At 55.2% G+C, this 26462-nt stretch carries 25 protein-coding genes and 1 pseudogene; 15 read left to right on the top strand and 11 right to left on the bottom strand.

Annotated elements, in window-relative coordinates; all coding sequences use genetic code 11:
• Positions 1–23: 23 nt before the first annotated feature.
• A complete protein-coding gene (locus ACR0KX_RS00130; protein ID WP_170622695.1) occupies positions 24–1559 on the bottom strand; it encodes a sugar ABC transporter ATP-binding protein in 1536 nt (511 codons plus the stop codon).
• A gap of 73 nt (positions 1560–1632) precedes the next feature.
• Positions 1633–2550, bottom strand: a complete 918-nt coding sequence (locus ACR0KX_RS00125) for a substrate-binding domain-containing protein (RefSeq protein WP_480626433.1) — start codon at positions 2548–2550, stop codon at positions 1633–1635.
• A 694-nt stretch (positions 2551–3244) separates the two neighbouring features.
• Between ACR0KX_RS00125 and ACR0KX_RS00120 the strand changes: the two genes are divergently transcribed.
• The 7 genes from ACR0KX_RS00120 (at position 3245) to ACR0KX_RS00090 (ending at position 10183) form a co-directional block, all read left to right on the top strand.
• A complete protein-coding gene (locus ACR0KX_RS00120) occupies positions 3245–4498 on the top strand; it encodes an extracellular solute-binding protein (protein ID WP_170456566.1) in 1254 nt (417 codons plus the stop codon).
• Positions 4499–4588: 90 nt separating this feature from the next.
• Positions 4589–5476, top strand: a complete 888-nt coding sequence (locus ACR0KX_RS00115; RefSeq protein ID WP_170622694.1) for a carbohydrate ABC transporter permease — start codon at positions 4589–4591, stop codon at positions 5474–5476.
• On the top strand, positions 5476–6285 hold the full coding sequence (locus ACR0KX_RS00110) for a carbohydrate ABC transporter permease (protein ID WP_480582933.1): 810 nt from the start codon (positions 5476–5478) through the stop codon (positions 6283–6285). Before ACR0KX_RS00115 ends, ACR0KX_RS00110 begins: the two co-directional genes overlap by 1 nt.
• Before the next feature lie 8 nt (positions 6286–6293).
• A complete protein-coding gene (locus ACR0KX_RS00105; RefSeq protein ID WP_170456572.1) occupies positions 6294–7322 on the top strand; it encodes an NAD(P)-dependent oxidoreductase in 1029 nt (342 codons plus the stop codon).
• Positions 7323–7333: 11 nt separating this feature from the next.
• On the top strand, positions 7334–8338 hold the full coding sequence (locus ACR0KX_RS00100) for an ATP-binding cassette domain-containing protein (protein WP_170622693.1): 1005 nt from the start codon (positions 7334–7336) through the stop codon (positions 8336–8338).
• Between the two features lie 18 nt (positions 8339–8356).
• On the top strand, positions 8357–9385 hold the full coding sequence (locus ACR0KX_RS00095; RefSeq protein ID WP_170456576.1) for a LacI family DNA-binding transcriptional regulator: 1029 nt from the start codon (positions 8357–8359) through the stop codon (positions 9383–9385).
• A 15-nt stretch (positions 9386–9400) separates the two neighbouring features.
• Positions 9401–10183, top strand: a complete 783-nt coding sequence (locus tag ACR0KX_RS00090; protein WP_480626434.1) for a ThuA domain-containing protein — start codon at positions 9401–9403, stop codon at positions 10181–10183.
• A gap of 243 nt (positions 10184–10426) precedes the next feature.
• Here the strand turns inward: ACR0KX_RS00090 and ACR0KX_RS00085 are convergent, their stop codons facing one another.
• Together ACR0KX_RS00085 and ACR0KX_RS00080 are read right to left on the bottom strand one after the other, a co-directional pair.
• Entirely contained in the window at positions 10427–11920 is a 1494-nt protein-coding gene (locus tag ACR0KX_RS00085) for a cryptochrome/photolyase family protein (RefSeq protein ID WP_170622692.1), read from the bottom strand.
• Positions 11921–12233: 313 nt separating this feature from the next.
• Complete coding sequence (locus tag ACR0KX_RS00080; RefSeq protein ID WP_480707663.1) at positions 12234–12365, bottom strand: hypothetical protein; 132 nt, start codon at positions 12363–12365, stop codon at positions 12234–12236.
• 154 nt (positions 12366–12519) lie between these two features.
• Between ACR0KX_RS00080 and ACR0KX_RS00075 the strand changes: the two genes are divergently transcribed.
• Positions 12520–12762 carry a hypothetical protein gene (locus tag ACR0KX_RS00075; RefSeq protein WP_480707661.1) on the top strand — a complete coding sequence of 81 codons (243 nt, stop codon included), beginning with the start codon at positions 12520–12522 and terminating at the stop codon, positions 12760–12762.
• Positions 12763–13228: 466 nt separating this feature from the next.
• On the opposite strand, the gene ACR0KX_RS00070 is transcribed toward ACR0KX_RS00075, so the two are convergent.
• The 3 genes from ACR0KX_RS00070 to ACR0KX_RS00060 are packed head-to-tail and all read right to left on the bottom strand — an operon-like array spanning position 13229 to position 15850.
• Positions 13229–14506 (bottom strand): sensor histidine kinase, encoded by a 1278-nt coding sequence (locus ACR0KX_RS00070; RefSeq protein WP_170622691.1) that lies wholly within the window; start codon positions 14504–14506, stop codon positions 13229–13231.
• A 50-nt stretch (positions 14507–14556) separates the two neighbouring features.
• A complete protein-coding gene (locus tag ACR0KX_RS00065; RefSeq protein WP_170521427.1) occupies positions 14557–15216 on the bottom strand; it encodes a response regulator transcription factor in 660 nt (219 codons plus the stop codon).
• A 37-nt stretch (positions 15217–15253) separates the two neighbouring features.
• Positions 15254–15850 (bottom strand): PepSY domain-containing protein, encoded by a 597-nt coding sequence (locus ACR0KX_RS00060; RefSeq protein ID WP_480707659.1) that lies wholly within the window; start codon positions 15848–15850, stop codon positions 15254–15256.
• A gap of 199 nt (positions 15851–16049) precedes the next feature.
• On the opposite strand from ACR0KX_RS00060, the gene ACR0KX_RS00055 reads away from it, so the two are divergent.
• Positions 16050–17135, top strand: coding sequence for a hypothetical protein (locus ACR0KX_RS00055; RefSeq protein ID WP_480707657.1), 1086 nt, complete (start codon positions 16050–16052; stop codon positions 17133–17135).
• 192 nt (positions 17136–17327) lie between these two features.
• Here the strand turns inward: ACR0KX_RS00055 and ACR0KX_RS00050 are convergent, their stop codons facing one another.
• On the bottom strand, positions 17328–17531 hold the full coding sequence (locus ACR0KX_RS00050) for a hypothetical protein (protein ID WP_170521425.1): 204 nt from the start codon (positions 17529–17531) through the stop codon (positions 17328–17330).
• Between the two features lie 330 nt (positions 17532–17861).
• Here ACR0KX_RS00050 and ACR0KX_RS00045 point away from each other — a divergent pair, with 330 nt between their 5' ends.
• The 3 genes from ACR0KX_RS00045 (at position 17862) to ACR0KX_RS00035 (ending at position 19840) form a co-directional block, all read left to right on the top strand.
• Positions 17862–18254, top strand: a complete 393-nt coding sequence (locus tag ACR0KX_RS00045) for a hypothetical protein (RefSeq protein WP_480707655.1) — start codon at positions 17862–17864, stop codon at positions 18252–18254.
• A 477-nt stretch (positions 18255–18731) separates the two neighbouring features.
• Positions 18732–19157: a CGNR zinc finger domain-containing protein gene (locus tag ACR0KX_RS00040; protein WP_170622689.1), complete on the top strand. Its 426-nt coding sequence runs from the start codon at positions 18732–18734 to the stop codon at positions 19155–19157.
• A 233-nt stretch (positions 19158–19390) separates the two neighbouring features.
• Positions 19391–19840, top strand: coding sequence for a MerR family transcriptional regulator (locus ACR0KX_RS00035; RefSeq protein ID WP_170456592.1), 450 nt, complete (start codon positions 19391–19393; stop codon positions 19838–19840).
• On the opposite strand, the gene ACR0KX_RS00030 is transcribed toward ACR0KX_RS00035, so the two are convergent.
• The 3 genes from ACR0KX_RS00030 to ACR0KX_RS00020 form a co-directional block, all read right to left on the bottom strand.
• A complete protein-coding gene (locus ACR0KX_RS00030; RefSeq protein WP_170622688.1) occupies positions 19841–20518 on the bottom strand; it encodes a class I SAM-dependent methyltransferase in 678 nt (225 codons plus the stop codon).
• A gap of 3 nt (positions 20519–20521) precedes the next feature.
• A complete protein-coding gene (locus tag ACR0KX_RS00025; protein ID WP_170456597.1) occupies positions 20522–21364 on the bottom strand; it encodes a 3-methyl-2-oxobutanoate hydroxymethyltransferase in 843 nt (280 codons plus the stop codon).
• An 812-nt stretch (positions 21365–22176) separates the two neighbouring features.
• A complete protein-coding gene (locus ACR0KX_RS00020) occupies positions 22177–23484 on the bottom strand; it encodes an aminotransferase class I/II-fold pyridoxal phosphate-dependent enzyme (protein ID WP_170456599.1) in 1308 nt (435 codons plus the stop codon).
• 94 nt (positions 23485–23578) lie between these two features.
• Between ACR0KX_RS00020 and ACR0KX_RS00015 the strand changes: the two genes are divergently transcribed.
• The 3 genes and pseudogenes from ACR0KX_RS00015 (at position 23579) to mgrA (ending at position 26135) form a co-directional block, all read left to right on the top strand.
• A complete protein-coding gene (locus ACR0KX_RS00015; RefSeq protein WP_170622687.1) occupies positions 23579–24445 on the top strand; it encodes a LysR family transcriptional regulator in 867 nt (288 codons plus the stop codon).
• Positions 24446–24708: 263 nt separating this feature from the next.
• The gene (locus ACR0KX_RS00010) at positions 24709–24933 is read left to right on the top strand and encodes a site-specific integrase (RefSeq protein ID WP_480707653.1); all 225 of its coding nucleotides are present in this window, start codon (positions 24709–24711) and stop codon (positions 24931–24933) included.
• 171 nt (positions 24934–25104) lie between these two features.
• Positions 25105–26135: pseudogene (gene mgrA, locus ACR0KX_RS00005) on the top strand (L-glyceraldehyde 3-phosphate reductase).
• Positions 26136–26462 lie beyond the last annotated feature (327 nt).

Raw genomic sequence — 26462 nt, 5'->3', positions numbered from 1 at the left:
AGGCGGAATTGATTCAATCGTGCTCATGCCGTTTTCCTTTCAGTGTCGCTCTGCTGCCCGTAGGCGAGATGGAGGATTCGTTCCTGTGAAAATTCCGTCCGTTCCAGGCTGCCCTGAATGCGGTGATTGGCCATGACGAGAATACGGTCCGCCAGTGTAATCAGTTCGGGCAGTTCCGAAGAGACAACGATCATGGACATACCTTCGGACACCAGATCGCGCAGGATCGAGTAGATTTCTGCCTTGGCACCAACATCGACACCGCGTGTCGGCTCATCCAGCAATAGAATGTCGGGATTCCGCGCAAGCCATTTTGCCAAAACGACTTTCTGTTGGTTGCCGCCGGACAGGCTGGAGGCCGCATCCGACAGTTTCCCGTATTTCAAATGCAGTCTGGCACCGCTTTGGGTCGCCAGTCGTCTTTCTTCGGCAAAATCCAGAAGCCCGCGCTTTGTTACCGAGGCCAGATCAACCAGCGTCGTGTTTGCCGCTATCGGCATATCGAGGATCAGACCTTCTTCTTTACGGTCTTCCGTCACGAAACAGATCCCTGCCGAGATTCCATCCCTTGGGCCTTTGATTTTCAACGGCGCACCTTCGCGGAACACTTGTCCCGACACAGTTGGATCGGCCCCGAATATGGCCCTCAGAACTTCGGTGCGTCCGGCACCCACCAATCCGGCAATCCCAAGAATCTCGCCCTTGTGCAGATCAAAAGAAACGCCGTCGGGCCCGGGATTGGCCATGGTGCGCAGGTTTTGAACCGAAAGGGCGATGTCGCTGCTTTGTTTGACCTCGCGCGCATGCGAGGCGTCGACCTCCAACTCGCGCCCGACCATATACCGGACAACGTCCGCCGATGTTACGTCTGATATGTCTTTGGTCACGACCGTCTGACCATTGCGGAACACCGTGACACGCTCGCAAATGGCAAAGACCTCTTCCAGATGATGCGATACGAACACGACGGTTACGCCCTTCGCCCTGATCCCGGCCACGATCTCGAACAACCGCTCGGTTTCGCGCTCGGTGAGCGTGGCTGTCGGCTCGTCCAGAATAAGGATGCGGCTTTCGCTTTGCAGGGCGCGGGCGATTTCAACCAACTGCCGATGCGCAATCCCAAGTGTTCTTACGGGGGTCGAAACGTCGATGTCACTTAGCCCGATTGCATCCAGTGCCAGCCGAGCCCGGCGCTTCATTTCGCCCCGGTCCAGAATGCCAAACCGTTTGCGCGGCAGATGTTCGATCGAGATGTTTTCTGCGACGCTGAGATCGTTGAGCAGATTGAACTCCTGATGAACCACCTGAATTCCGGCTGCTTTTGCGTCATGCGGGTTTGACGGCTTATACGGTTGCCCGTCCAGTTCCACCGTGCCTTCGTCAAAGGGGTGGACGCCGGAAAGCACCTTGATGAGGGTCGATTTTCCGGCGCCATTCTCGCCGACAAGTGCGTGGACCTCGCCCGCGATCAGGTCAAAACTTACCCCGTCAAGAGCATGCACGCCGCCAAAGGATTTTCTCAGGTTTTTGACAGTCAGAAGTGAGGTATCAGCGCGCATTGGATCGACCTTGTTCAGCCAGAGTGATGGATGCCCGATTGGAGGGGTAACGGGCATCCGCGAGAGTTCCACCTTATTTGGTAACCAGCTCGATAGGTGTCTTGACCCACCCTTCCAGTTGCGGCCCACCGGCGATGACTTCGAGGGCCAGATCGATCGAGTTCGCGGCCATATCGGCACCAAACTGATCCACCGACGCAAGCAAGCGACCATCCTCGATCATCGGAAGAACCGCCGGGATCGCGTCAAATCCGACCACCAGAATGTCGTCACGCCCCGCAGATTCCAGCGCCTTGACCACACCGATGGCCATCGAGTCATTGGCTGCCATCACGCCCTGAATATCGGGGTTTGCCGTCAGCATGGTCGAAAAAACCTGGTTGGCTTCTTCGGTTTCCCAATGCGCAGTGCGGCTGTCGAGCAGGTCAAGCTTGTATTCCGCAACCGAGTCTTCGAAGCCCATGCGCCGCTGATTGGCATTGTCTGCACCGGGGTTGCCTTCGATGATAACGACCTTGCCACCCTCGCCCAGAGCTTTGCCCAACGCATCACCCGCCAGTTTCGCCCCGCCGCGATTGTCCGGGCCGACAAAAGCCAGTTCCACGCCCTGCTGTTCCTTTGCGCCTTCGTCCAGTGCGACGTCAAAATTGACCACAATGATTCCCGCTTCCATCGCGCGTTTCAGCGGGCGGACCATCGCCTTGGAATCTGCCGGGGCAACGACGATTGCATCGACGCCCTGCGTGATAAAGTTCTCAACCGCATTGATCTGGGATTCAAAATCCGTCTCGTTCTGCATCCCGACGGCAATCAGTTCATAGTCGCCACGCTCGACAGCGTGCGCCTCTGCCCCAACCAGCATGTTTTGAAAAAACTCATTGGCCAGCGACTTCATGATCAGGCCAACGACCGGTTTATCGTCAGCCGCCGCCATACCTGCGGACAATAGAATTCCGGTCGCTGCCGCAGCAGCGAATTTCATGAGCTTCATAAGAGCCTCCCTAGGTTTTCAGCTTGTTCGGAAAGGCAATCTTTCACGCCGATCCACCGTCTTTATACGAAGCCATCGAATCGCTTTTCTGTCAATATGAAACGTTTCATAATTTAATATTCAGGACCCGCCGATAACATTTTCCGCGCGTTTTGGAAAATTTACCTTATTATTTTCAACTGCTTACCGACCGTTCGCCACGCAGCGGATTTATGACGACTAAAAACGACGGAACCAGGGACCAACGCCGAAGCGCAACGATGATTTCCGCAGCCGAAAGGCAACAGAAGCACTTTCCGAACATTTCGTGAAAGCAATGATTCGCCATCGAAACCGTCGCGAAATAAGTGCTAAAACAACTTTGTTTTCTGGCGCTCGGAATCGCAGGTTTTGATACCGTTGCCCCGCGGTTGTGAACCGCCAAGCCGATCCAAGCAACGTTGATGATGCCTCGCTTTACAGTACGTGTGTGCACACTGTTTCAGCGCCACTCCCGACAATTGTTTGAGAACGGACGATCTCAAATTTCAAGGCCTGCATTTAGCCGGCCTTCAGTGTCGCAAAAATGTATTCGTTTACATTTTTATGTAATCGTATACATTTTGAACAAAGAATCATCGAAACTGGGAGGAAAAACATGAAAAGGTTTGTCACAGCCAGTGCGATCGCTACCGCGATTTCTTTAGTGCCAATAATGACATACGCACAATCGGAAGTGGTTGTTTGGGTTGCCGGGGAACCCGGGCAAACAAATATCTACGATGATCTCGCCGAAGCCTATAATGCGCAGAATTCGGATGTTACGGTGGCAATCGTCAAGAACTCTTCCGACCTGTTTAACCCTGCTTTGATCCCCGCCCTTTCGGCTGGCGAAGGGCCTGATCTTTTCTCGTTTGGAACCGGCCCGGGTCAACCGGCGGCCCTTATTGCAGGCGGTCTCGTTGCCGATCTGACAGATGCCTATTTCGCAAATGACTGGAGCAGGACAATCCCCGAAGGCATCGTGGTGCAGACATCAAGCGACGGTAAACTTTGGGCCTTTGGGAACGAGGTCGAGACGACCGGTATGTTCTACAACAAGGCGATTTTTGACGAACACGGAATTTCCGTGCCCACCACATGGGCTGACATGGAAGCCGCCGTGGCAAAACTGCAAGAGGCGGGCTTTGATACACCCATTGGTCTCGGCGCTGCCGACAAATGGCCCGTGTCGCACTGGCAGTCCATGATGTTTGGTCGCTATGCAGGTCCCGAAGGTATCGAGGACGTTCTATTTGGCGACGGCGCATGGACTGACGAGCCCTTTGTGGCTGCCTCGGCAAAACTGCAAGAGATGGGCAAAGCGGGCTGGTTCGGGCCGACACCGGTTGCAATCGGATATGGTGAACTGATGGACCGGTTTTGGGCCGGTGAAGTGCCGATGACCTTCACCGGACCTTGGGTGATCGGAGGCGGAACCGAGGCCGCAGGTGATCGCATCGACGACTTTAGCGTCTTCGCCGTGCCGCCACTTGAAGATGGCCAGATAATCCACCCCACCAACTCTATCGGCAGTGGCTGGTACATTCGCGAAAGCTCTGACAACAAAGACGCCGCGATTGACTTCATGAACTACATGTTCGCGTCGCAAGAAGGTCGCGTCGCGCTGCTGAACGCCGGCACAGTTCCGGTCGGTCCACTTGATCAGGCGCTGAGCGAGGCCCAGATGCCCGCGTTGGCCGTGGACATCTGGAAAGCATCGGACGATCACGCGGCAAACGGATCCGTTCCGGCGTTTCTGGACACCATCACACCGGGAAGCCTGACCACGGTTTCTTATGATGGGCTGCAAGCCCTGCTTCTGGATGTCATGACGCCCGAAGAATTCACTGCGGAAATGCAATCCGCATGGGCCGCCGCGAAGGAAGCCGGTGAAATCATGCTGCCCGGTGGCATCGCCGAACGGTAAGGCCTTTCGGCAAAACGCCGGTCCATGGGCGCCGTGCCTGTGGACCGGCGCACTCCCAAAGAACCACTCGCATTAGTCGAAGGTGGAGCCATGTTTCTCGACCCGGATTCCAAATTAGCGCAGCGCCTGAACCCTGTTCTGTTTCTGCTGCCCGCGCTGACGATCTACATCGTCTTTGCGATCTACCCGACCTATTCGGTGCTGGAATATTCCTTTACCGATTGGGACGGAATCAGCCCCGAGCGGAATTTTGTCGGGTTGGAGAACTATCAAAAACTGTTCTCTGACAAGATCTTCTGGGAGGCTTTTCGGAATACATTTGTCTGGTCCGGCGTGATCATCGTTATCAATGTCGGTCTTGGCCTGGTGATTGCCGCTATGCTCGCGCGGGTTTGGAAAGCGCGATTGCTGATCCAGACATGCATCGTTCTTCCGGTCGTGATCTCTCCGATGGCCGTCGCCACGATCTGGCGGTGGATGTATCAGCCGACAGGTGTCATCAATCAGGTGCTTGAGAATATCGGGTTGGGGGCTTTCGCCACCCCCTGGCTGGGCAGCCCCGATGTGGTGTTATACGCGCTGGCCTTGGCACATAGTTGGTCGACAATCGGGTTGAGCGTCATCATCTTCCTTGCCGGACTTCAGGCCGTTGACGAGGACCTGTACGAAGCCGCGCGGGTCGATGGCGCAAATCCGTTGCAATCCTTCCGCTATGTCACTTTGCCCGCCCTGAGGCCTGTGACGGCTGTGGTCTTTATTCTGACACTCACGCAATCGTTCAAGGTCTTCGACATCGTCTGGGCCACAACTCAGGGTGGCCCGATCCGGTTCAGCGAAATTCTATCGACCTACATGTACAAACGCGGGGCGCTGGAGAACCAGTATGGCTATGGGTCGGCCATTGGCGTCGCGCTGCTGGTGATCGTCAGTATTGCAACGATCATCTACATGCAGATTCAGAACAGAGAGGATCGGTGATGGGACGCTGGATTCTGCTGTTCATTCTGGGCGTCATCGCTGTTGTGATGGTCTCTCCGCTCATTCTGACGGTCTTCACATCGCTCAAGCCCACGACCGAATTGGTGAACCCGCCGTGGTATCCGCCGATCAGCCTGACCTTCCAGCATTATGCGCGCGTTTGGACCGATGGTGGCTTTAGCGTGTATTTCTTCAACACCCTGATCATCTCGGTCGTTGATGCTGTCGTCATGATCTTTATCGCCTCGCTTGCGGCCTATGCCATGGTTTTCATGGAGTTTCGCGGCAAGGTGGTGCTGCAAATCCTGTTCCTGATTGGATTGATGATCCCTGTGACGGCCATTGTCCTGCCGCTTTTTCAAATCGTTCGGTCCTTTGGCCTTCTCAACACCCATCTGGGTGTCATCTTCGCGGACCTTGCCCTGGCCGTGTCGGTTTTCGTCTTCATGTTCTCATCGTTTTTTCAGGGCGTCCCCAAGGCGCTGCACGAAGCGGCCCGGATCGACGGTGCGACCGAGTTTCAGATTTACCGCCGCGTCGTCATGCCGATTGCCACACCCGCAGTGGTCACAACCGCACTGCTTGAGTTTCTCTGGAGCTGGAACGATCTGTTGCTGCGACTGCTTCTGTTGACCCAGGACGAAATGCGCACGCTGTCGGTGGGTCTGTTGAACTTTCAGGGGACCATGACCCGCGACGTGACCGGATTGTCCAGCGGTACCGTGATCATGGCGATCCCGGTCGTTCTTTTGTTCCTGTTCTTCCAACGCCACTTCGTGCGCGGCATGACCGCGGGCGCGGTGAAGTGAGGCGAAACATGTCGAAACCCCTTCTCATTCTAGATCAACACTTTCGCCAGTTGGAAGAATTATTCCGACCGTCTGCCTACACGGCCCTGGGCGAGCTTTGCGACATTCATGGTGGCGTAAACTGGGCGATGCCGCGGGCGGATTTTCTCGCACGGCTGCCGGACGCAGAGTTTGTCGCCGCCGCCAGGCCGGAGTTGAACCGGCAGGACCTGGATGCTGCCAAAAACCTACGCGCGGTGATCGAGGTTTCGGGCACCTTTCAAACCGGTCTCGACTATGATGCGTGTTTCGAGCGCGGTATCGAAGTGTTGTCTTGCGCGCCGGGATTTCGACGCTCGGTCGCGGAAATGGCGCTTGGTCTGATGATCGCAGGCGGTCGCGGCATCGTTGATGAGCACGAACGCTTCCGCGCCGGATCCGAAAGGTGGTTCAACGACAATATCGGCACGGATTTCTCGCTTTACGGTCAACGCATTGGGTTTGTCGGGTTCGGGTCCATCGCGCAGGAATGCGTACGCCTTCTTGCGCCATTTTCCCCAAAGATCGAAGCCTATGATCCGTGGCTGAAAGCAAGCGGAACAACGTTTGACGGTGTCGAATTCTGCGACTTGGAGCAAGTGACCACCAACAACCGCCTTGTCGTCATCGCGGCAACGCCCACCGACGAGAATTATCAGCTTGTATCCCGAACCCTTATCGAAAAGATGAAACCCGGGACGCTGGTTGTTGTGATCAGCCGGTCTCATCTCGTCGATTTCGACGCCCTTGTTGAGGCCGCCAGCGCTGGCCGCATTCGCGTCGCCAGCGACGTGTTCCCACAAGAACCGGTGTCCAAGCGCGCCGCGTTGCGACAGGTCGACAATGTCATCTGGTCGCCGCACCGTGCAGCTGCCGTGGAAGGTGGCCGCCACCCGATTGGAGACATGATCCTGCATGACGTCAAAGCGATTTTGTCAGGGGCCCCTGAACGGCGGCTGCAAGCTGCGTCTTTGGATACCGTAAGAAACATCATCCGTGCGCCATTGGCGGCCGGGTAAGGGAGGAAGAGATGGCTGGAGTTGAACTCAGGAACCTGTCCAAGGCTTATGGTAATGTCGAAGTGCTTCACGACATCAACCTGTCGATTGCAGACGGGGAATTCATCGTCTTTGTCGGCCCTTCCGGATGCGGAAAATCTACGCTGCTCAGGATGATTGCAGGCCTTGAAGAAGTGACCGGAGGCGATCTGATGATTGGCGGCAAACGCGCCAACGATCTGTCGCCGCGCCAACGCGACATTGCCATGGTGTTCCAGTCCTATGCGCTTTACCCGCAAATGACAGTGGCCGAGAATATGGGGTTCTCGCTCAATCTAGAGCGCCGTTCGAAAGATGAAATCCAAAACAAGGTGCAAGAGGCAGCCGATGCGCTGAAACTTGGCCCATTCCTTGACCGTAAACCGGGCCAGCTATCCGGTGGTCAGAGGCAGCGCGTGGCCATCGGTCGCGCCATTGTCCGCAACCCGCAGGTTTTTCTGCTGGACGAACCGCTTTCGAATCTTGACGCGGCGCTTCGTTCGGAAACCCGGGTGGAAATCAGTGAACTGCATCAGCGTATGGCAACAACGATGATCTACGTCACCCATGATCAGGTCGAGGCGATGACCATGGCGGATCGCATCGTGGTCCTGAACGGCGGCTATATCGAACAGGTCGGCAGCCCAATGGACCTGTACAACCACCCCGCCACCGAGTTTGTCGCGGGGTTCATCGGTTCGCCCAAGATGAACTTCGTCAAGGGGCGTTATGCTCAAGCCGTAGGTGCTTCAACCTTGGGCATTCGGCCCGAGCATTTTGCCGTCGGTCAGGCTGACGACGCATGGGAAGGCAAAGTGACTCTGGTGGAACGGCTGGGCCACGACACAATTCTATATGTGCGGGTTCCGGATGCAGGTGTTCTGACCGTAAGCCTTGATGGTCAGCAGAACCAAGATGTAGGAGACACCATCCACTTGCGACCCCAACCGGGATTCATCCATAAATTCAATGACCAAGGGCGGCCGATCGCCGCCTGAATCAAGTTGGAAGAAGATATGAGTTCAAAGCGTCCAACCGTCAAAGATGTGGCTCGCGAGGCTGGTGTCTCGATCGCAACCGTCAGTCGAGCCATGTCGCGCCCGGACGATGTGAAAGCCGCAACGCGCGAGCACGTGTTCGAGATCATGAAACGGCTGGGCTATCGGGCCAATCAGGCGGCAGGCGACCTGCGGCGTGGGCGCAGTAAAACCCTGCTCGTTCTGGTCTCTGAGATCACGAATGCCTTTTTCGCCGAATTCTTCAAGGGCATCGAAGAAGAAGCGCGCGCGCATGGTTACGTCCTTCTCATAGGCGACACCTCGGAAGACGCCGAAAGCGAGCGTGCGTTCTCGGACATGCTGTTGATGAACAAGGCTGGCGGGCTGATCCTGAACACAAACGGCTTTCTCGAGGATTTGTTGCCCAGCGACGCCAACGGCGTTTATTCAGGCCCGCCGGTCGTTTCTTGCGGCGGGCACAAAGAAATTGATCTGCCGACAGTGCGAACGGATGACGTCTTAGGCGGGCGTCTGGCCGCCGGGCACCTCATAGAACTTGGGCACCGCGATATCGCTCAGGTGTGTGGACCGCTACACACCAATGGGTTCGAGCGCCGCTATCACGGCTTTAACCAGACGTTGAAAAACGCGGGCATCCCACTGCAAAAAGACCGTGAATTGATGGGTCAGCTCTCGGTCGATTATGGTCTGGAGGCAGCCGAGCAATTGCTGGCATCGGGCAATCTGCCGACTGCGGTATTCGTTCACAACGATGAAACAGCCACCGGATTGCTGCACGGGCTGGTGCGCGCCGGAGTGCGGGTGCCGGAAGATATTTCTGTCATCGGCTATGATGACATGCCCTATGCCGCCATTTTCAACCCGGGCCTGTCCAGCATACGCCTGCCACGCCGCGACTGGGGACGTCTGGCTTGCCGAAAGCTCGTGTCGATCCTGAACGAAGAAGAAGGGGCCGACCAACCGATCATTATCGCCCCCGAACTAATCCCACGTGCAAGCACCGCCGCGCCACGAAACAACCGCTAATCGGAGCCTTTCATCATGATCCGCGCCGTCGTATGGGGCGAAAACGTCCACGAACAGACCAATCAGGTAGTCGCCTCGATTTACCCCCGTGGTATGCATGACTGTATCGCCGGCGCGCTCAACCAAGACCCGGAAATCGAAGCGACAACCGCAACTTTGCAGGAACCGGAACATGGTTTGCCCCAAAGCCGACTGGACGGAACGGACGTGCTGCTTTGGTGGGGGCACGCCGCACATGGCGGCGTCTCGGACCAGGTTGTAGATCGCATTTCAGATGCCGTTTGGGGAGGGATGGGATTGATCCTGTTACACTCGGCGCATTTTTCCAAAATCTTCAAAAAACTCATGGGCACGCCATGCTCAATAACCTGGCGCGAAGCTGGTGAGCGCGAACGCCTTTGGGTGACAGCCCCCGGACACCCGATCACGTCAGGGCTGCCGAACTATTTCGAACTCGAGCATGAAGAAATGTACGGCGAGCCTTTCAGCGTTCCGGACCCGCTTGAAACGGTTTTTGTCAGTTGGTTTCAGGGCGGCGAGGTCTTCCGGTCAGGCCTGACCTACCGCCGCGGGGCCGGTAACATCTTCTATTTCCGGCCAGGGCACGAAACCTATCCCACGTATCATGACGAGACTGTTCGACTGGTTCTCCGCAACGCGGTGAAATGGGCAAAACCATCCACAACACGCATCACCGATGTCCAAGCGGCGCCCAATCGAACGGTTGAAAACGCAATTGAACCTATCGAAGAACGCGGTCCAAAACTGCACTCGGACGGGGAAGATGGGTTTCGCTAAATGCGTCTTGTCGAGAACTTGACTAAAGCCAAGGTTGATCGCCTTTGCCCAACTACTCCGGATATCACTGTTGATGGCAACCGTACCCGCAAATGCTGAGGATGTGTGGCCGAATAGATCCTTGAGCCAAAGCCTGAACCTCTTTGGTTTGGCGAAAACAAGCCAGAAACACCGTTTCGGCCATTCTGGAACGGACTTCGTAACAGACTCTATCGGGTAACAGGTCAATGTCCGGTAGCGCTTTCATTGCTGCCGAGTCAGAAAAACCTCGGCGACGATCAGGTGCTTTTTCTTGGTCTCCGAATCCATCCGTATTGCCGTTTTACACATCATCGACCAGCGCGGATTTTGTGCAAGCCTGTCCAGATGTTTGAAAATGAAACGCCAATACAGGCCGTCCCAAACCTCTGCCCAAGGGCCTTTGCCCCAATGGCTCATCTTCCGGATATAGTTTGAACCCGAAAAATAGGGTTTGGTGGTCATCAGCCCACCATCGGCGTGCTGGCTCATGGCATAGGTGTTTGGAACCATGACCCAGTCATAGCTGTCCACGAACATCTCCATGAACCAGCGATAAACTTCATCAGGGTCGATCTCGCACAGGAACATAAAACCACCCAGAACCATCAGCCGTTCGATGTGATGACAATAGCCAGTCTGCAGAATGCGCCCGATTGTGTCGTCAATCGGGTCGATGCCGGTGGTGCCATTGTAGAAAGAGGCGGGCATCTTGCGGCTGTGGCCCCAATGATTGGTGGTCCGCATCTCGACGCCAAGATGTTCATAGGTGGCGCGCATGAACTCTCGCCAGCCAATGATCTGTCGGATAAACCCCTCGACCGAATTGAGGGGGATATCCCGTGTCTGCGCGTGTTCAAGCGTCGCGTCCAGCACTTGTTTGGGCGTCAGCAGCCCGATGTTCAGCGCGGGTGTCAGAACAGCGTGCCAAAGCCAGCCTTCCCCTTCAACGATGGCATCTTCAAAATCGCCGAACTGACGAAACCGGCGTTCGAGGAATTGTTGCAACCAATCCGCTGCGGCCCCATGCGATGTCGGATAGTAAAGCCTGTCCAGCGACCCAGGCGCGTCCGGAAACTCAGAGATCACGCTATCCTTTGCAGTCTGGTCAACGGCGCCATGCGTGGGCCAATCAATCCACGGCAAACTGCCAAGCAGCGCTTTTGGAACCTTTTTGCGATTATCCCCGTCAAAGCTCCACCGGCCCCCCATTGGTTGATCGCCGTCCATCAAGACATCCAGACGACGACGCTGACTTTTGTAGAACTCGGCCATGAACCAACGTTTTCGGCCTGTGATCCACGCCGCGTTATCTGCACCTGTGTTCAGAAAGCCGGGCGATGGACGTATCTCCAGAGCGATACCCACAATCTCTGCGGCCTTTTCGACTCGATTTCGCGCAATGAAATCCACCAGATCCGCCATCACGACGCGATCAATCCCTGTCCTTGCCAGCCGCTGAAACAGACGTGTGCAAGCATCTGTCCGCATTTCATAAGGGTAAATTTCGGCATTCAAACCTTTGGCGATCAAATCCTGCTGGTAACGCGCCATGCTGGCCCGATGGAGCCAGAGCTTTTGCTTATGCATCCGCGCGGGATATCTCGCGTCGCCAAAGAACAATGGATCCTCGAACAGAACCACCAGCTCCGGGGGCTCTGCAAAACCCGGATGATCGGTAAATAGCTGGTTGGGCAGAAGGATTGTGGCAATGGGCATGGTCGTTCCGGCACGTTCTGTTTAGAAGCGAAATATGACGCGCCGTACCTTTGGCAAATAATTGTTCTTCTTTTGCCCCGGTCGCCGCCGTTTGCGCGCGCCGGAACGATTCATCGCAACAAGTTCAGATTTGCCAGAATGGTTGGGATTTTCTTTTTCAAAGTGAAAAAGCCGGATTTTGCGTGGGGCCAGGCGACACTATCGTACTTGCGCCTCACCCGGTGCAGCGAAACACCAGCCTCGGCCAATTTGGGTTCGGCTCTGTCCAGATGCGTCCTACGGGACCGATGGGTGGATAGGCAGTAGCGACGGTTCACACCCCGATCTGTTGGGCGGCTGCAAGGATCGGTACACTCCAGTCATCGACGGGCTGAGGCCGCATGTCAAAGCTTGCCAGCATGCTGTTCAATGCAGCCCCAGCAAATCCGAGCGTCGCCTTACCCATTGGCTGAGGAGACCTGCCAACATCCCCAATACACCTGCCGGTTCGTGCGACATAAGATGTGCGCCGCATAAACGCACGACCTCGTCAACGCGTGTGTAGAGCTGGTCCAAATTAGTTTCGCAGAGCCACGTTTAAAACTGCAAAACGACGGCCAGTGCAGATCCTTCCTTTCAACCACTCGCCCAACTACCTCTCGGAAAAGGACGTCAAAATGAATATGTTTGCCAAGACACCCTGTTTCTCCTCGGCTTTGCTGACCGGCGCTGCGCTGGCCGATCCGTACATGGAAATGAGTATTCCCCTAGAATGGGCACAAACTGCGGCCACAGTCGCATCTCAAAGCTGCGCAGGTATGGGATTTGCCACCACGGTTACGGTCGCAAACCAACGCGCGTAGCCCCGCGTCCAACTGATACGCGAAGGCGCGTTTCCCCACACCGTTCACACCAACAGCCGCAAAGCAAACACGGCCGCATCACGCCGCGAAGCGTCCTCGGTGATTGAGGCCCAAAATGAGCATGAACCTACGTTAGGTGCTGTCTTCAATTAAATCGGCCTGGTTACCCTCTCAGAGGACATCCCGATCGTTTACGAAGGCGCCGTCATCGGTTGCATCGGAATTGTCGGTTCTCTTGGTGAGGATGCAGATGGCAAGGAATTCGAAGACATCTGCGCCGAAGCAGGTATTGCGGCTATCAGTAAATATCTGAAGCCATAGTCCAGGCCAATTTGAACTGAGGGGCGTCCCTTGTTGCCCCTTCTCCCTACAACTTCTACAAGGTCTACTTTTGAATTAACCAGAGACTTTAGCGTAGTGTGGGAACAGAGCCGAGACGCCAGCTACATTTGACGATACGCTTTTCTCATAGATCAATCGTCACTTCACAAGCCAAGCCGCCTAAACGTTTCGATGCTCCGAGTTCTAGCTTCGCACCATATGCAGCCAACAAATCCACGGAAATAGACAGGCCCAACCCTGTCCCCCTTATAGAAGTGTCCAACCGACTGCCGGAACGCAAGACCTCATCTCGGGCACTTTCCGGAATACCGGGCCCGTCATCTTCCACGCAAAGTTCGATACCGCTGTCCGTGCGTTTCGCGGTGATTTGGAATGTTGCCCGGCTCCACTTAAGGGCGTTGTCGAGAAGGTTTCCGATCACTTCCTCGATGTCCTGAGGGTCCATTCGGACGCGAAGACCAGCCTCGCAATCCGAGACAAGCGTCTTCCCCTCGCGCTCTGCCATGACCGAGAACAGCCGGGACAGCCGTTCGACCGAATTCGATAGGTCTGTCCTGGAATGCGTCAGCTCTCCGGTGTTTGATGCACGCATGCGCGCGAGTGAACGGCTAAGCTGCGCGTCTATTCGGGTCAGGGCCTCTTCCGCGGGCTCGGTATGTGCTCCGGCGTCTGCCAGTTCGGCCAATTCGTTTCGCAAGATGGCCGTCGGTGTTTTGAGCGCATGCGCCAGATCCGCCGCCTGCCTTCGCGAACCGGCGACAATTTCGCGATTTCGATGCAGCAATTTATTGAGATCTTCCACCAAGGGGGAAACCTCGTCCGGGTAGTCTTTGGGAACCAGATCATCGCCCTGATCCCAGCGATGGGCCACATCGGCGCGCAATTTCCTGAGCGGGCCGACAATGGCGGACATCAGCAAAAGAGAACTGGCCACGCCGATCAAACCGACCAAGCCGAAGACCGGTAGCAAGTTTCTTTGTGCGGCGCTGCGTTCGTTGATCAGTTCGCTTCTGCTTTCGGCGACTGTTACGCCCCATTCCGTCCCGTCTTCGAACGTAATCTTCTGGTAGACGCTGCGAATGGCCTCACCATCCGGGCCCATGGTGTTCCAAACGGTTGTTTCGCCACTTGCGCTTGGAGGTTCGGCAATCGTTTCATCGAAGAGCGAGGCAGACGTATAGATGGCCCCGGCACTGTCCGTCACTTGCCAATAGCGTCCCGAGTAAGGCGTGCCATAGGCCGGGTCGAACACCAATTGTCGCAAGGTTTCAGGGTCATCCGTGGTGGCGCTGAGACCAACGACAAGTTGGGTATGCCGGTCCTGCAACGCTCCGTCGAACTGATCCAGAACGCGCGTATTGATGTAGGAAAACACCACCAACGTACCAACGCCTACCGACAAAGCTCCCGAGGCGATACCACCGAGTAAGGCCCGTTGACGCAACGAGAGCATCAGGTTGGATCGATCATGTAGCCCCGCCCCCTGACGGTAGTGATCAAATCGGAGCCCAGTTTTTTGCGCAGGCGTGTAACGAATACGGCAATCGTGTTGGAATCTCTGTCGCCGTCATATTCGTAGATATGTTCGGACAACTCAGTGCGTGACACCATACGACCAATGTTATGCGCCAGATAGGTCAGAACTGCGATCTCCTGCGCGGTCAAATCGACAGGAATGCCTCCTACACTGACCCGACCGTTTCGTGTATCCAGTGAGACATCCCCCATTTCTATCACGGGGTTCAACTGGCCGCTTTGGCGTCGCAAGATGGCACGAACCCGCGCGGCCAGCTCGGGCATGTGAAACGGCTTGGTCATATAGTCATCCGCGCCGGCATCCAGGCCGTCGACACGTTCGCTCCAGCCGTCTCGGGCAGTCAGGATCAAAACCGGGGTTTTAACGCCCGCGTTGCGCCATTCACGCAGGACCGAGATACCGTCACGCTCGGGCAGGCCAATATCGAGGATGATCATGTCGTACGGTTCAGTCGACCCCAGATGCAGGGCATCCGTACCATTAGTTGCCACGTCGACCACGCGGCCTTCCGCACCCAACAGCTTTTTCACTTGCTCGCAAAGCTGGGGTTCGTCTTCAGCAAGGAGTATTCGCATATCGAGAGACTATAGGTAAAGGGTCGTCAGCTTCACGCTATTTTTTACCGCCGCCTTTTCCGCCACCATTGCCGCCGCCATTACCGTTGCCATTTCCACCGCCGTTGCCGCCCCCGTTTCCGCCGCCATTGCCGCCTCCGTTACCGTTGCCACCGCCATTGCCGCCACCGTTACCATTGCCACCGCTGTTACCGTTGCCACCACCGTTGCTGTTGCCGCCGGCATTGCTGCGACCTACGCTGTTTCCACGGGTGGCAGAAGCGCTCTGACCCTTATTGCTTTTGGATTTGGTTGAATTGCGTGCGGCCTCGGAAATCTCGCGCCCGATACTTGAACGGTTCGAGACGACTGTGCCGGTTTGGGCATTTACGATCACACTGACGATCTTTCCGCCCGGCTTTTTGACCAGAATACGATAGTAAATCTTGTCCGTTTTGAATGCGCGCGCATCGACTGGCGTTCCACCGAAGGCTTTTTCCACGCCCTTGATGACACGGTTCAGCCGTATTGCGCTGCCGGACAACGTCGCCATGCGCAGTTCAGACTGTTTGAGTTCACGTGCGTCCGCCTCCGCTTGCCCTCCGGACAAGACGGTCAGCAAAGCCACAACCAGAAATAACACTTTGGCTTGCATTACACCCTCAAACACAGTCGACGAAGACTATAAGGCCGGACATGAACCGATGATGAACAAGCAGTTAGCCCTGCGTTCAAGCGACCTCAAGTTTAATGCAGCCCAACTTTGTTGATTCGACCAGGGATCATGCTGCCCGGATACAGCGGCTAAGCTGTGAATGCTGACAGCCGTTGCTGTGAGTTGTGAGGAGATTGAGATGAAAACCACCAATTGCGGACTGCTGAAAGCCTCGACAATCGCAATCGCCTTGTTGGGCTCAACGGCCATTGTCGCCACTGTCGCAACTCCCGATTTTGCCTATGCCAAGCCAGGCAACGGCAATGGCGGCGGCAATGGCAATGGCGGCGGCAACGGTAATGGTGGTGGAAACGGCAACGGGGGCGGAAACGGCAACGGCGCTAAGGGCGACAGCGGAGATCGCAGCTCTGCTGGCAATAGCGGCAAAGGGGCCGACAAAAGCCGTGGCGGCAGCAAGGCCGGGAAATCCGGTCAGAGTAAAACAAAGTCTCAGTCTGCTCGGTCCGGTCAGAAGAAAGGCGGAGGGTTCTCTCTGAAGGACTTGTTCAAAGGGAAAAACAAAGCCCGCAAAACAGATTCCTCTCGCAAGGGCGCCACGACAACACGTGGAGCGCAAAAGGCCAAGGTGCAAAAAACGGTTCGCGAGGCTGTAATTGTGGAAGAGTCGAAGCACCCCGTTTCCCGAACCAAAGGCAACCGTCTTGCAGCGCTACTTGGCGCTCATCCCTCGGAACTGGGCGCGCTTAACGCGGCCAATGCAAGCCCAACTGCACTGGCCAATGCCGCACCCAATTCACGGGTTGGCAGAATAGCCAAGTACCGAGACACGGTGCTGGCAGGTGAGCCATTGCGTGAGGAACTGGAAGAACAGTTGGAGGTTCTTGCAGGACTGGAACAACCAGACCGGTCAGTTCAAGAAATCGAGGATGATTTGGAAACCGCGCTGGGCGACGTTCAAGCCAACCGCGACAAGGTTGAAGAGCTTGAGCAGGCTTTGGAAGACGCGGGTGGTACAGATCCTGACATCGAAGCACAGCTGGCAGAAGCCCAGGCCGCTTTGGACGACTCGATCGAGGAAGCCCAGGACCTAAATGACGAAAGACAAGCCGCCATTGACTACAACGAAGCTGTCGAAGAGGTGGAAGAACTAGCAGAGCTTGTTGAAGAGCAGGACCTGGCTGAACGTGAAGCCTTGGAAGCAGCCGCCAACAAACCGGTCACCGATACGGTTGAAGCGCAGGTTAAATCGCTTCTTGGACTATGAACCGAAGCTGATTGCCCATTGTTGACCTCCACTCTTGGGCGTACCGAAAGCCGGGACGGTCAAGGGCCTTTCGACGCTTCAAGTGTTGGCTTTCGGCAATCGCGACGCGCACAAAGAAAATCCCGCCCCAAGATGGGACGGGATTTAGGTACAATTCCGATATTTAGGACGAAATCGAGAATTGTTCGGGGGTCAGCTTACTCGCCTTAGGACGTTTTGGTGAGCCTCGGATAGCCGCTTGTTTTTAATAATCTCTGTCAGTGCATTTTCCACAGGAGGGAAGCGACCATTGCTCGAATTCATCGTGGTTTGCAGACGCTCTTCAACAGATTTACCGGCGGTTCGCATCGCAGCAGCTCTGCTGTCGTCCTCAGTCACAAAGGCAGGCTTGACCATCTTATTCCCCTTGTTTCCACCAAACGAACTAGGTGTCGTTCGATCCAACTCGATCACTATGCCCAAGCTTGGTTGAACGCATTGAGAATACATTGTTCACCTTCGGTTAATGTTGTTTACGAGACAAAAACAAATGAATTGTCTGGCCGTGCGACCTTGCTATTGCCCCTTCCGGTTTGACGATTTGGAAGGTCGTTAGGTGAGAATGTCGTGCGAAACAAACCAACGCGGTAGAGCACAAATTGCCATCGACAAGCCATTCTCCGCCTATGGGTTGGTTAAATCCGGACGGAGATCATAACTGGGATATGACGCCAAAGGAGGCAAAAAATGATGAAAACGGCATTGGGATTCGCGGCGACGTTATTCATCGCTCAGACCGCGCCTGTTTCGAGCGCGAACTTCGACGCTCATTCTCACAATCTTAAACATATTATCGATTTAGACACGGCACTGCAGCCCGTTCTCGTTAAATCCAAAGCAAAACATTGCCCACCGGGATTGGCCAAGAAAGCGGTTCCATGCGTACCGCCAGGCCAAGTCAAACGGTATCGGGTTGGGGATTACATCTATGATGGGTATGTGCGTATCGACAATCCCAGCCGATATGGACTGCGGCGAAACGGCTATTATGTGCGTGCCGGAGACTATGTGTATCAGGTGAACCGAGAGACACACGAGGTGTTGAACCTGATAGGTGCCATAGCAGATATTCTTAACTAACTGTCTGCTTCACTGACTAAGTATGCACGGTTGGCCGTCGTTCGGACGCAAACCGAAAACGGAGCAATGGGCTTGAACGGGATATTGGCTCAGCTTTGAGAGTTCTTTGGGGTTCAGATGGTCCAGGGCCCCGCGCTCGGCCAAAATAGTGATCAGATCAACGCACCATTCATCGATCTCTACATCATCGCGGCCTGAAAGACGCTTAGCCCATTTTCAATGGCCGGTTCTCCAAAGCCCACTCCAAACGGAATTACAAAGATGGTTATTGGAGCCAACCGCAGCGCTCCGCACAGGACTCCCCGCCTTGTCTGGACGAACCTACGGTTTTCATAACATATTTTGGGCGCAGCATTTTTCTAACCATGGTAAAGGTAGGGTTCAAAGCGCAATGCAGATCAACCCTTATAGTGGTTAGAAAGCGTCACGAACTACAGTACACACACCATTGTTCGACAGATTACAGGCAGGCTGGCATTGGATTCCCTGAACACGGCAAACTGGACGAACGACAATCAGGTCCTAAACGAGAAAATTGGAACGACCGCTGATTTAGACATTTTGGCTCAGAAACTCGGGCTGCCCAATGCGCTTCACTCTTCGTCAAACGAGACAATTCGTGCGTTCAGATCAAACCTGAGAAGTGCAATTTTGAACCCCGCACAATTTATAGATCTGAACATTGATATACAATTGCAGAGGCTTGAAGCCTTGCCAAACCGGTCTTTATTAAGCCTGCGCCGCTGGCCTTTGATTCGGCTGATCGCAATCTCCGCGTTGTCGATATTGAGCGATAAGCGCGCACTGACTCGCGTGAAGACGTGCCCCGGCTCCGATTGCGGCTGGCTGTTTCTTGACGAAACCAAAAACGCCCGGCGCAAGTGGTGCATCATGGAAACCTGAGGAAACAGAGCCAAAGCCTCCCGCAACTACTCCCGCCGGAAGCAAACAAAATAAAGAGCTTAGCTCAAATACCTGCGCGGCGAACGATGGAGAGAAATGGGCTTAACTGATGTCTGCAGAGCAGAGGCTTGCACAACATGACGGTGCTGCGGTGAAGCAATTGAACCAGCAATAACGCTGGTTTTCTGACACTATGTTAGATAAACAAGCCCACATTCACGAGAAGCGTTGCTATGAAAATCGGTGAGATCGTCGAAAAATCAGGTTTGACGGAGCGAATGCTGCGCCATTACGAGAGTCTTGGGATCATTGCACCAACAAAGTCGGCAAGGGGTACGCGACTATACAGCGATTCCGACTTGTCGGTTGCGCGCTTGATTCATCGGTTGCGATTGCTGGATATCGGTTTGGACAGCCTCTCGGAAATAGCGCAAGAGCGCCTGAAACATCAGACCGGTGATGAGTCGGCATCATCTGTTGGGGGGTTGTTGGATAACCTTGCCGAGTTGCTTTCTGAGAAAGCGCAACAGGCTTTGGAACTCAGGTCTGAAATTGTCGAAGCATCCAAGACAGTCAGTAAGTGCCAAGGTTGCAAGAACGTTCCGGCTCCGGAGACTTGCCCGGATTGCCCGATGAATGATGTTGTCCATCACAATTCAGTGGCCGCGATGGTCTGGAAGTAGTCAGTAACGATACACCTGACCGATAATACGCCACCTGCATTCAAATTTTGTATTTTCGTGCAAGCCGCAAGACGCGAGGCGTGGTTCTGGAAACTCGATGCCACCCCTGGAGGCCGCTTGGACCGCAGACCATGACGCCATTTCGGTCTCAAGACCCTCTGGTGTAAGCCACTTTGTGAGGTGGAACTGTGGGATCTCAATGCGCAGTCCCGGGAACCTGAAACCTTTATATCCGCTGACAACCCACTTTCGTTCCGTCTCCCAAAATGGGGAAATCACTTCAAAGACGGGCGCATAGGCCTGAGTTACCTGATTTGGCAACTCTGCCACTCCCCATGAAAAGACAGCGAAAATCCCGCCGGGCCGCAAGACCCTTCTTACCTCATGAGTATGTTTTTGAAGATCAAAGTAGTGAGCCGCTTGCATAGAAAATAGAAGATCTACGCTGCTTGCCGAGTACGGTAACGCCTCTGCACGGCACTTTTGCACGGGGACGTATTGCAACGACTTGCATGGCGGCGCGGAATCGGTCGCGATGACCCGGCTAAACATTGGCTGCAAGTATGCGGAAAACTCGGCTCGACCGGCTCCACATTCCACACATAAGTCTCGTTTGAAGGGCAAAGCAGCAAGCCACCGCAAGAAATCTGCGGGGCCTGGCTGCGTTGTGTGATCCATATCCTAGTTGATCATTGCGAGGAACTTTTGATGTTCGCCCTCATGCATCGTATGACTCTGATCAGGCTTAGGAAACTGCCCGTTCGTTGCGGCAGCGAAGTAGGCTCCGTAGGCACGTTGCATCTCGCCCCATACATCGCCGAAAACCTCTCGCTTTGGCGGGATAGGAAAGACCGAGCACCCGATGATATCGCTCGATACATGGAAAATCCCGTGCGCGTGAGGGCCAGATCCAAGGCTGGCCACGGCCACAGGTAGGTTTTCATAGCACCACTTCGTAAGCTCAACAGATGTATGCTCGAAGAGCGCCGCGAAAATACCAGCATCAATCGAAGCCTTCACCAATTCGACAATCTGGGCGGCTTCTTCGGCCGTTCGTCCTGCGGGAGAATGACCAGAGTTCATGACAGCACGTTCACCTTGAACACCAAAATGACCAACAACAGGTATCCCAGCATCTACGATTGCTCGGATGTGATCTACAGTTCCAAGAGAGGGTTCGATGTGGACCCCGTCAGCACCAAGTTTCACGACTTTTGCTGCGTTGCGCACTGACTCTTCAATCGAGATACAGGCCGTTGTGTTCGGCATGTTGCAAATGATGAACGGGGACGACGCGCCTCTGAGAACACCTTCCAGCATGTAGAGTTGTTCTTCGAAGTCGACCGTTGCCATGGACGGATGGCCCATAAGTCCCATGGGTCCTGGACTGCCGCAGCACAGAAGGTCCATTCCGAGCTCTTCTGCCATGACTGCACTTGGCGTGTCATGGCACTCCATGCCGACGATACGCTCGCCTTTTTGTACTTTTTCGGCGAGGTGCTTCAGTCGTGTCTTTCTGCGCATTGTCTTAGTTCCTCCCACTGCGTCTTAATTTTTGGCGAGAGTATTATCTGACATTAATGTTAGATTTGCAATCCTAATGGGAATATTAGGCCTATGACGCGAAACCTGAACTTCATAATCCAATCATGGCCGTATGGATTGCGCTCTCGCGTCTCCAATTCGAAGAGCGCACGGCGACACTAACCCCGACTGGCTCATGAGGCAGAGCGCAACGAAGCTCAGCTTCTATAATCTGCTGGCCGCACCACTATTGTCGAATAGCATTGCCTCGCCCCCATCCGCGTTCGCTACGTGGCAGATCAGCAGGAACAGGCGCCTTTGGCGTCTGATCTGCAAATCAGCCCTGATTTTCCCAAAAGGAAGTCAGATCAATAATGTCGGCCTGGAAGCTGGATAAAGGGAGTGAGGCGAAAATGACAAGGTTCTGTCGCTGGTGGCAGAACTATGTGTCGCCAGACAAAGCTGTGGAACGTCACTGTTTTCTGACTCAACCGACTGCCAAAACCTCAACAAATGGATAAACTGCGTCATCCAATTCTGACCCAAACGTCAAGCAATTCTGACCCAACATAGACAACGGCCATTCACTAGCGCTGCGGCTAAGGTCCGCGTTGAGCCAATAGGAGATCTCTCAGATTTTCGCTGCGAGCGCGCGCAGCACGAAAATCGCCGCAGGTGCTCGGTTTAGGACGCCGCGTGGTGGAAGAGATCGCTGCCATTCGTTCATGGCGCAGCGAAAATCTCGACGGCAATTCTCACATGCGTGACAAAGCCGCCTGTCGTCAGGAAGGCACCAATGGCTGCTGTCAGTCTCAATGAACAAAGCAGAGCGTGTCGAAGTCTTTTCTCCATGAGGCCACCTCCTGACCCGTATCGTCGCCGTTAAGGCCACGCTTTATCAGCCCGGCAAGCTGACTTGCATCGGTCGTCGTCATGCCCCAACGGACCAGTTCTGGCGTGCCAATGCGCAACCCGTTCATATCGCCGTCAACCGCAGCCACAGGCAGTCCGATGCCGCAGGCAAGGAATCCATTCGGGCGCAGCTTCTTCGACGCCGCCTGACCGCCACCAAAGGGTTCGGCCAATACGGCGAACTGGTGGGAGTTCGTAAATCCATCGGCCCCTACGAAGACCGAAACCCCCTCAGAGTCCAATGCCGCAGCCAAGGCTTGTGACATTGCGATCATCTCTTTGGCATAGGCTTCCCCGAAGTCGCGCCAATCCAGCATGGTCACCGCCAGAGCAGCCGTCTTCGCAGCATCGAAGTTGGCAGTCATCCCGGGAAACGCGATGGCATCCAGCGCCTTTGCTATCTCGGCATCGTTGGTGACGATCAGTCCGCCAGCCGGCCCCCCAAGGCTTTTGTAAGTGCTCATCGTCATGAAATGGGCCCCTTCCTTCAGCGGGTTCGACCATGCCCGCCCGGCGATGATCCCGCATTGATGGGCCGCGTCGAACATAACCTTGGCATCGACCTCGTCCGCAATTGTACGGATGTCGGCCACTGGGTGTTCAAACAGGTTCAGACTGCCGCCGATTGTGATCAGCTTGGGTCGTTCGGCCCGGGCCAATACTCGAAGCTGATCCAGATCGACCGTGTAGCCATCTGCGTTTACCGGAGCCTCGACCGTTCGCAGGCCGTAAAGCCCAGCACAGCCCGCGATATGGTGCGTCACATGCCCGCCAATCGACGCAGGCGGCGCAATAATCGTGTCACCCGGTTTGCACGTCGCCATGAATCCGTAAAGGTTCGCGATCGCGCCAGAGGGCACGCGGACTTCAGAAAATCTGGCGTCGAACACCTCGGCGGACAGCTGGGCGGCGATGACCTCGATCTCTTCGATCGCTTCCAATCCCATTTCATACTTGTCACCGGGATAGCCCAAGGACGGGCGCGAACCGATACCTGACGACAAGAGCGCCTCTGCCCTGGGGTTCATGACATTGGTTGCCGGGTTCAGGTTGAAGCATTCCTCCTCGTGGATCACACGGTTCCGTTCTGCGAGGTCCTGAACCCGGGCAAGAAGATCGGCCGAGGTATTGGACGCAGTCTGGTTGGCAATATCCTGAACCAGAGTTTCGCTCGTTCCGGGAACCCAGTTTCGCTGTGCAAGTATCATCCACCATCCTCCTGTTTGCGCCAATCTGACGCCCAAAGCGTGACAGCGCAAAGCAGATTTGCTATTTCTTGGCGTAGAAAAACTAAGGTTAAAAATGAGTGTCGCCCCCAAACGTCCGAAAGGACCACCACTGAACGCCATGCGGGCTTTTGAAGCCGCTGCGCGGCACGTCAGTTTTGTCGCGGCTGCGGATGAGCTTTGCGTCACGCCCGGTGCGATCTCTCAGCATATCAAGACTCTTGAAGATTGGGCAGGCACGTCACTCTTTCGCCGAAACGCTCAAGGAGTTGTGCTAACGAAGGCCGGAGCATCGCTGGTCTCGAGGTTCACATCAGCCTTTGACGCTTTGGCGGATGCAACGCGCGCCTTGCGAAACCTTGGACCGGACGTGGATTTTCACATCGCAGCCCTTCCCTCTGTCGCTCAGCTTTGGTTGCCGAAAAGACTGAGTAAGATCAGAGCACACTTCCCCATGATCAACTTCTCGGTCACGGCCATGGAAGCCCCACCGAGCCTGTCGAGAGAACTGTTCGATCTGGCGATCTTCTTCGATGTGCCGGATGGATCCCCCGATCAGGTCGCGATTTGTGCCGATGAGATTGTTCCCGTGTGCGCACCAGCGATTCTGGAACGGGGCGCAGAGTTCGAGACAGCGGTGCTTCTGCACGACCAGACATGGGCAGATGACTGGGCCGTTTGGTCAAAGGCAACAGCCACGCCCACAAGCGATCCGACGCGCGGTCCGAGGTTTTCCCTTTATAGCCTTGCGGTAGAAGAGGCCAAAGCCGGTGCCGGCGTCTTGATCGGGCATCTTTGCCTGATTGAAGACGCCCTGGCGAACGGAGCGCTGAAACCTGCCAGCGAACGCACCTGCAATACCGGGCGTCATCTGTGCGCTCAACTACCTGATGTTGGCAAGCGGAGGCCCGAAACCGATCAAGTCGTTTCGCTGCTCTGCTAGAATTTTCAAAAACCCGCCATTCGAACGTTGTGTGGCATTCGGGAATAAGGGATCAGACCGGCCCAATGCCGCCACGGCATTTCCCAACGAACAAGCAACCGGACAACGGCCGTTCTAAACGCCAGTTAGAGTCAGGTGTCAGCGCGATGCTGATGTCTGGGCTTGGAGGGAGGATTGGAGGACATAATATGCCAAGAGGCCAACTTCCCGCAGTCACCCCGAAACGCAGAGCCTGGAACAGGGCCCGGACCGTCGGCCAGAAAATGTCGCTGCTGCCGAAACAGGTCTGGGCGAGCCACTTGCGGCTCGAACCGGCGCGTAATCTGCGCGACTTTGCGCTGTCCAACGTGGCCATCGACAGCAAGCTTCGCGGATGCGATTTGGTGAAACTGTGCGTCAGCGATTTGGTCAGAGATGACGGCGTTCGCGAGAGTGTGTCTGTGACCCAGAGCAAACCCGGCGACCCGTTCAGTTTGAACTCTCGGTAAACACTAGGGATACCATTGACGCATGGGTCAAATCGCCGGGCATGATTGATTACCGTTTCGATTTCCCAGCCGGTTTCACGACCGCCGCCATTTCTCAATCCGCCAATATGACTGACTTTCGCGGGATATGTGCGCATGACCAAAGCTCAACGACCGCCAAAGCCAAAACCCATGCCGCACACCCCGGAGCCGGACCGCTACGAGCGGATGGTGTATCGGCGATGTGGGCGGTCCGGTATTAAACTCCCTGTTGTCAGCTTGGGGCTGTGGCACAATTTCGGTGCAGACTCACCGCACGAAAACAAGCGCGCCATGTGTCGTACAGCGTTCGACCATGGGATCACTCACTTTGATCTGGCGAACAACTACGGTCCACTTCCCGGTTCAGCCGAAGAGGCATTTGGCGAGATCCTCAAAACGGATTTCGCAAGTTACAGGGATGAGCTGATCATTTCCTCCAAAGCAGGCTACGACATGTGGCCGGGACCCTACGAGGAATGGCGGTCACGCAAGTATGTAATCGCGTCCTGTGACCAATCACTCGCACGCATGGGGCTTGATTACGTCGACATCTTTTTTCCCACCGCTTCGACCCTGACACCCCGCTCGAAGAGACGATGGGCGCGTTGGATCGTATCGTACGGTCTGGTCGTGCGCTCTACGCCGGTATCTCGAGCTACAACTCCCAACGCACGCGCGAGGCGGTGAAGATTCTCAACGATCTTGGGACACCTTGTCTGATTCACCAGCCTTCTTACAATCTGCTCAACCGTTGGGTGGAGCGGGACGGTTTGCTCGATACGCTGGATGATCTTGGGGTAGGATCGATTGCATTCACGCCACTGGCACAAGGCATTCTGACGTCAAAATATCTGCGCCATGTTCCGAATGGCAGCCGTGCCACGCAAGGAAAGTCGTTGCTCGATGGCATGATCAACGAGCGGTCCTTGGCAAGTGTCCGTGCTCTGAACGACATGGCCGAAGCAAGTGGTCAGACTCTGGCGCAAATGGCTCTGGCCTGGGTGCTTCGGGGCGGACGGGTGACGACCGCTCTGATTGGTGCGTCCCGGCCGGAACAAATCGTCGACTGCGCAGGCGTTGTTGATAATCTCGACTTCAGTTCTGACGAGTTGAAAAAGATCGATGAAATCAGTTCGGAAGAAGATATCAATTTATGGGCAAGGTCGTCAGAAACAGAATGACCAATCTTATTATTGCTAAAACCCGAGAACATTTGGAACTTGAGGTCATTGGCGGCTGCAGCTTCTGCAGCTCGGCTAAGTAAATATCAAGACCAACCGGCCCATTCCGGACGTTGTCCGCAACTCGAAGTTCTGCGGCGCAGAGATCTTCAAGATAATTTTTGGTCCAATTGCATGTTCTTTCTGCTCACACAGGCGCGACGGGCTGTTAACGGACTGCGGACACTTCTCTTTTCCGTTGCGCGTCCCGGACCAGCGCCGCAAGCCGATAGAAGCCGTGTGCCATTTTTGTGTAGGGCGTCAGCAGGAAGAAGGTCAGGACCGATC

The organism is Ruegeria sp. BG5 (assembly GCF_056538425.1).
This window is presented reverse-complemented; position numbering and strand designations above follow the sequence as displayed.

Excerpts from the sequence above, each read along its gene's own strand:
- ACR0KX_RS00130 (WP_170622695.1), bottom strand. The coding sequence starts at position 1,559 with ATGCGCGCTGATACCTCACTTCTGACTGTCAAAAACCTGAGAAAATCC.
- ACR0KX_RS00125 (WP_480626433.1), bottom strand. The coding sequence starts at position 2,550 with ATGAAGCTCATGAAATTCGCTGCTGCGGCAGCGACCGGAATTCTATTG.
- ACR0KX_RS00120 (WP_170456566.1), top strand. The coding sequence starts at position 3,245 with ATGACATACGCACAATCGGAAGTGGTTGTTTGGGTTGCCGGGGAACCC.
- ACR0KX_RS00115 (WP_170622694.1), top strand. The coding sequence starts at position 4,589 with ATGTTTCTCGACCCGGATTCCAAATTAGCGCAGCGCCTGAACCCTGTT.
- ACR0KX_RS00110 (WP_480582933.1), top strand. The coding sequence starts at position 5,476 with ATGGGACGCTGGATTCTGCTGTTCATTCTGGGCGTCATCGCTGTTGTG.
- ACR0KX_RS00105 (WP_170456572.1), top strand. The coding sequence starts at position 6,294 with ATGTCGAAACCCCTTCTCATTCTAGATCAACACTTTCGCCAGTTGGAA.
- ACR0KX_RS00100 (WP_170622693.1), top strand. The coding sequence starts at position 7,334 with ATGGCTGGAGTTGAACTCAGGAACCTGTCCAAGGCTTATGGTAATGTC.
- ACR0KX_RS00095 (WP_170456576.1), top strand. The coding sequence starts at position 8,357 with ATGAGTTCAAAGCGTCCAACCGTCAAAGATGTGGCTCGCGAGGCTGGT.
- ACR0KX_RS00090 (WP_480626434.1), top strand. The coding sequence starts at position 9,401 with ATGATCCGCGCCGTCGTATGGGGCGAAAACGTCCACGAACAGACCAAT.
- ACR0KX_RS00085 (WP_170622692.1), bottom strand. The coding sequence starts at position 11,920 with ATGCCCATTGCCACAATCCTTCTGCCCAACCAGCTATTTACCGATCAT.
- ACR0KX_RS00080 (WP_480707663.1), bottom strand. The coding sequence starts at position 12,365 with ATGGGTAAGGCGACGCTCGGATTTGCTGGGGCTGCATTGAACAGCATG.
- ACR0KX_RS00065 (WP_170521427.1), bottom strand. The coding sequence starts at position 15,216 with ATGCGAATACTCCTTGCTGAAGACGAACCCCAGCTTTGCGAGCAAGTG.
- ACR0KX_RS00060 (WP_480707659.1), bottom strand. The coding sequence starts at position 15,850 with ATGCAAGCCAAAGTGTTATTTCTGGTTGTGGCTTTGCTGACCGTCTTG.
- ACR0KX_RS00055 (WP_480707657.1), top strand. The coding sequence starts at position 16,050 with ATGAAAACCACCAATTGCGGACTGCTGAAAGCCTCGACAATCGCAATC.
- ACR0KX_RS00050 (WP_170521425.1), bottom strand. The coding sequence starts at position 17,531 with ATGGTCAAGCCTGCCTTTGTGACTGAGGACGACAGCAGAGCTGCTGCG.
- ACR0KX_RS00045 (WP_480707655.1), top strand. The coding sequence starts at position 17,862 with ATGATGAAAACGGCATTGGGATTCGCGGCGACGTTATTCATCGCTCAG.
- ACR0KX_RS00035 (WP_170456592.1), top strand. The coding sequence starts at position 19,391 with ATGAAAATCGGTGAGATCGTCGAAAAATCAGGTTTGACGGAGCGAATG.
- ACR0KX_RS00030 (WP_170622688.1), bottom strand. The coding sequence starts at position 20,518 with ATGGATCACACAACGCAGCCAGGCCCCGCAGATTTCTTGCGGTGGCTT.
- ACR0KX_RS00025 (WP_170456597.1), bottom strand. The coding sequence starts at position 21,364 with ATGCGCAGAAAGACACGACTGAAGCACCTCGCCGAAAAAGTACAAAAA.
- ACR0KX_RS00020 (WP_170456599.1), bottom strand. The coding sequence starts at position 23,484 with ATGATACTTGCACAGCGAAACTGGGTTCCCGGAACGAGCGAAACTCTG.
- ACR0KX_RS00015 (WP_170622687.1), top strand. The coding sequence starts at position 23,579 with ATGAGTGTCGCCCCCAAACGTCCGAAAGGACCACCACTGAACGCCATG.
- ACR0KX_RS00010 (WP_480707653.1), top strand. The coding sequence starts at position 24,709 with ATGTCGCTGCTGCCGAAACAGGTCTGGGCGAGCCACTTGCGGCTCGAA.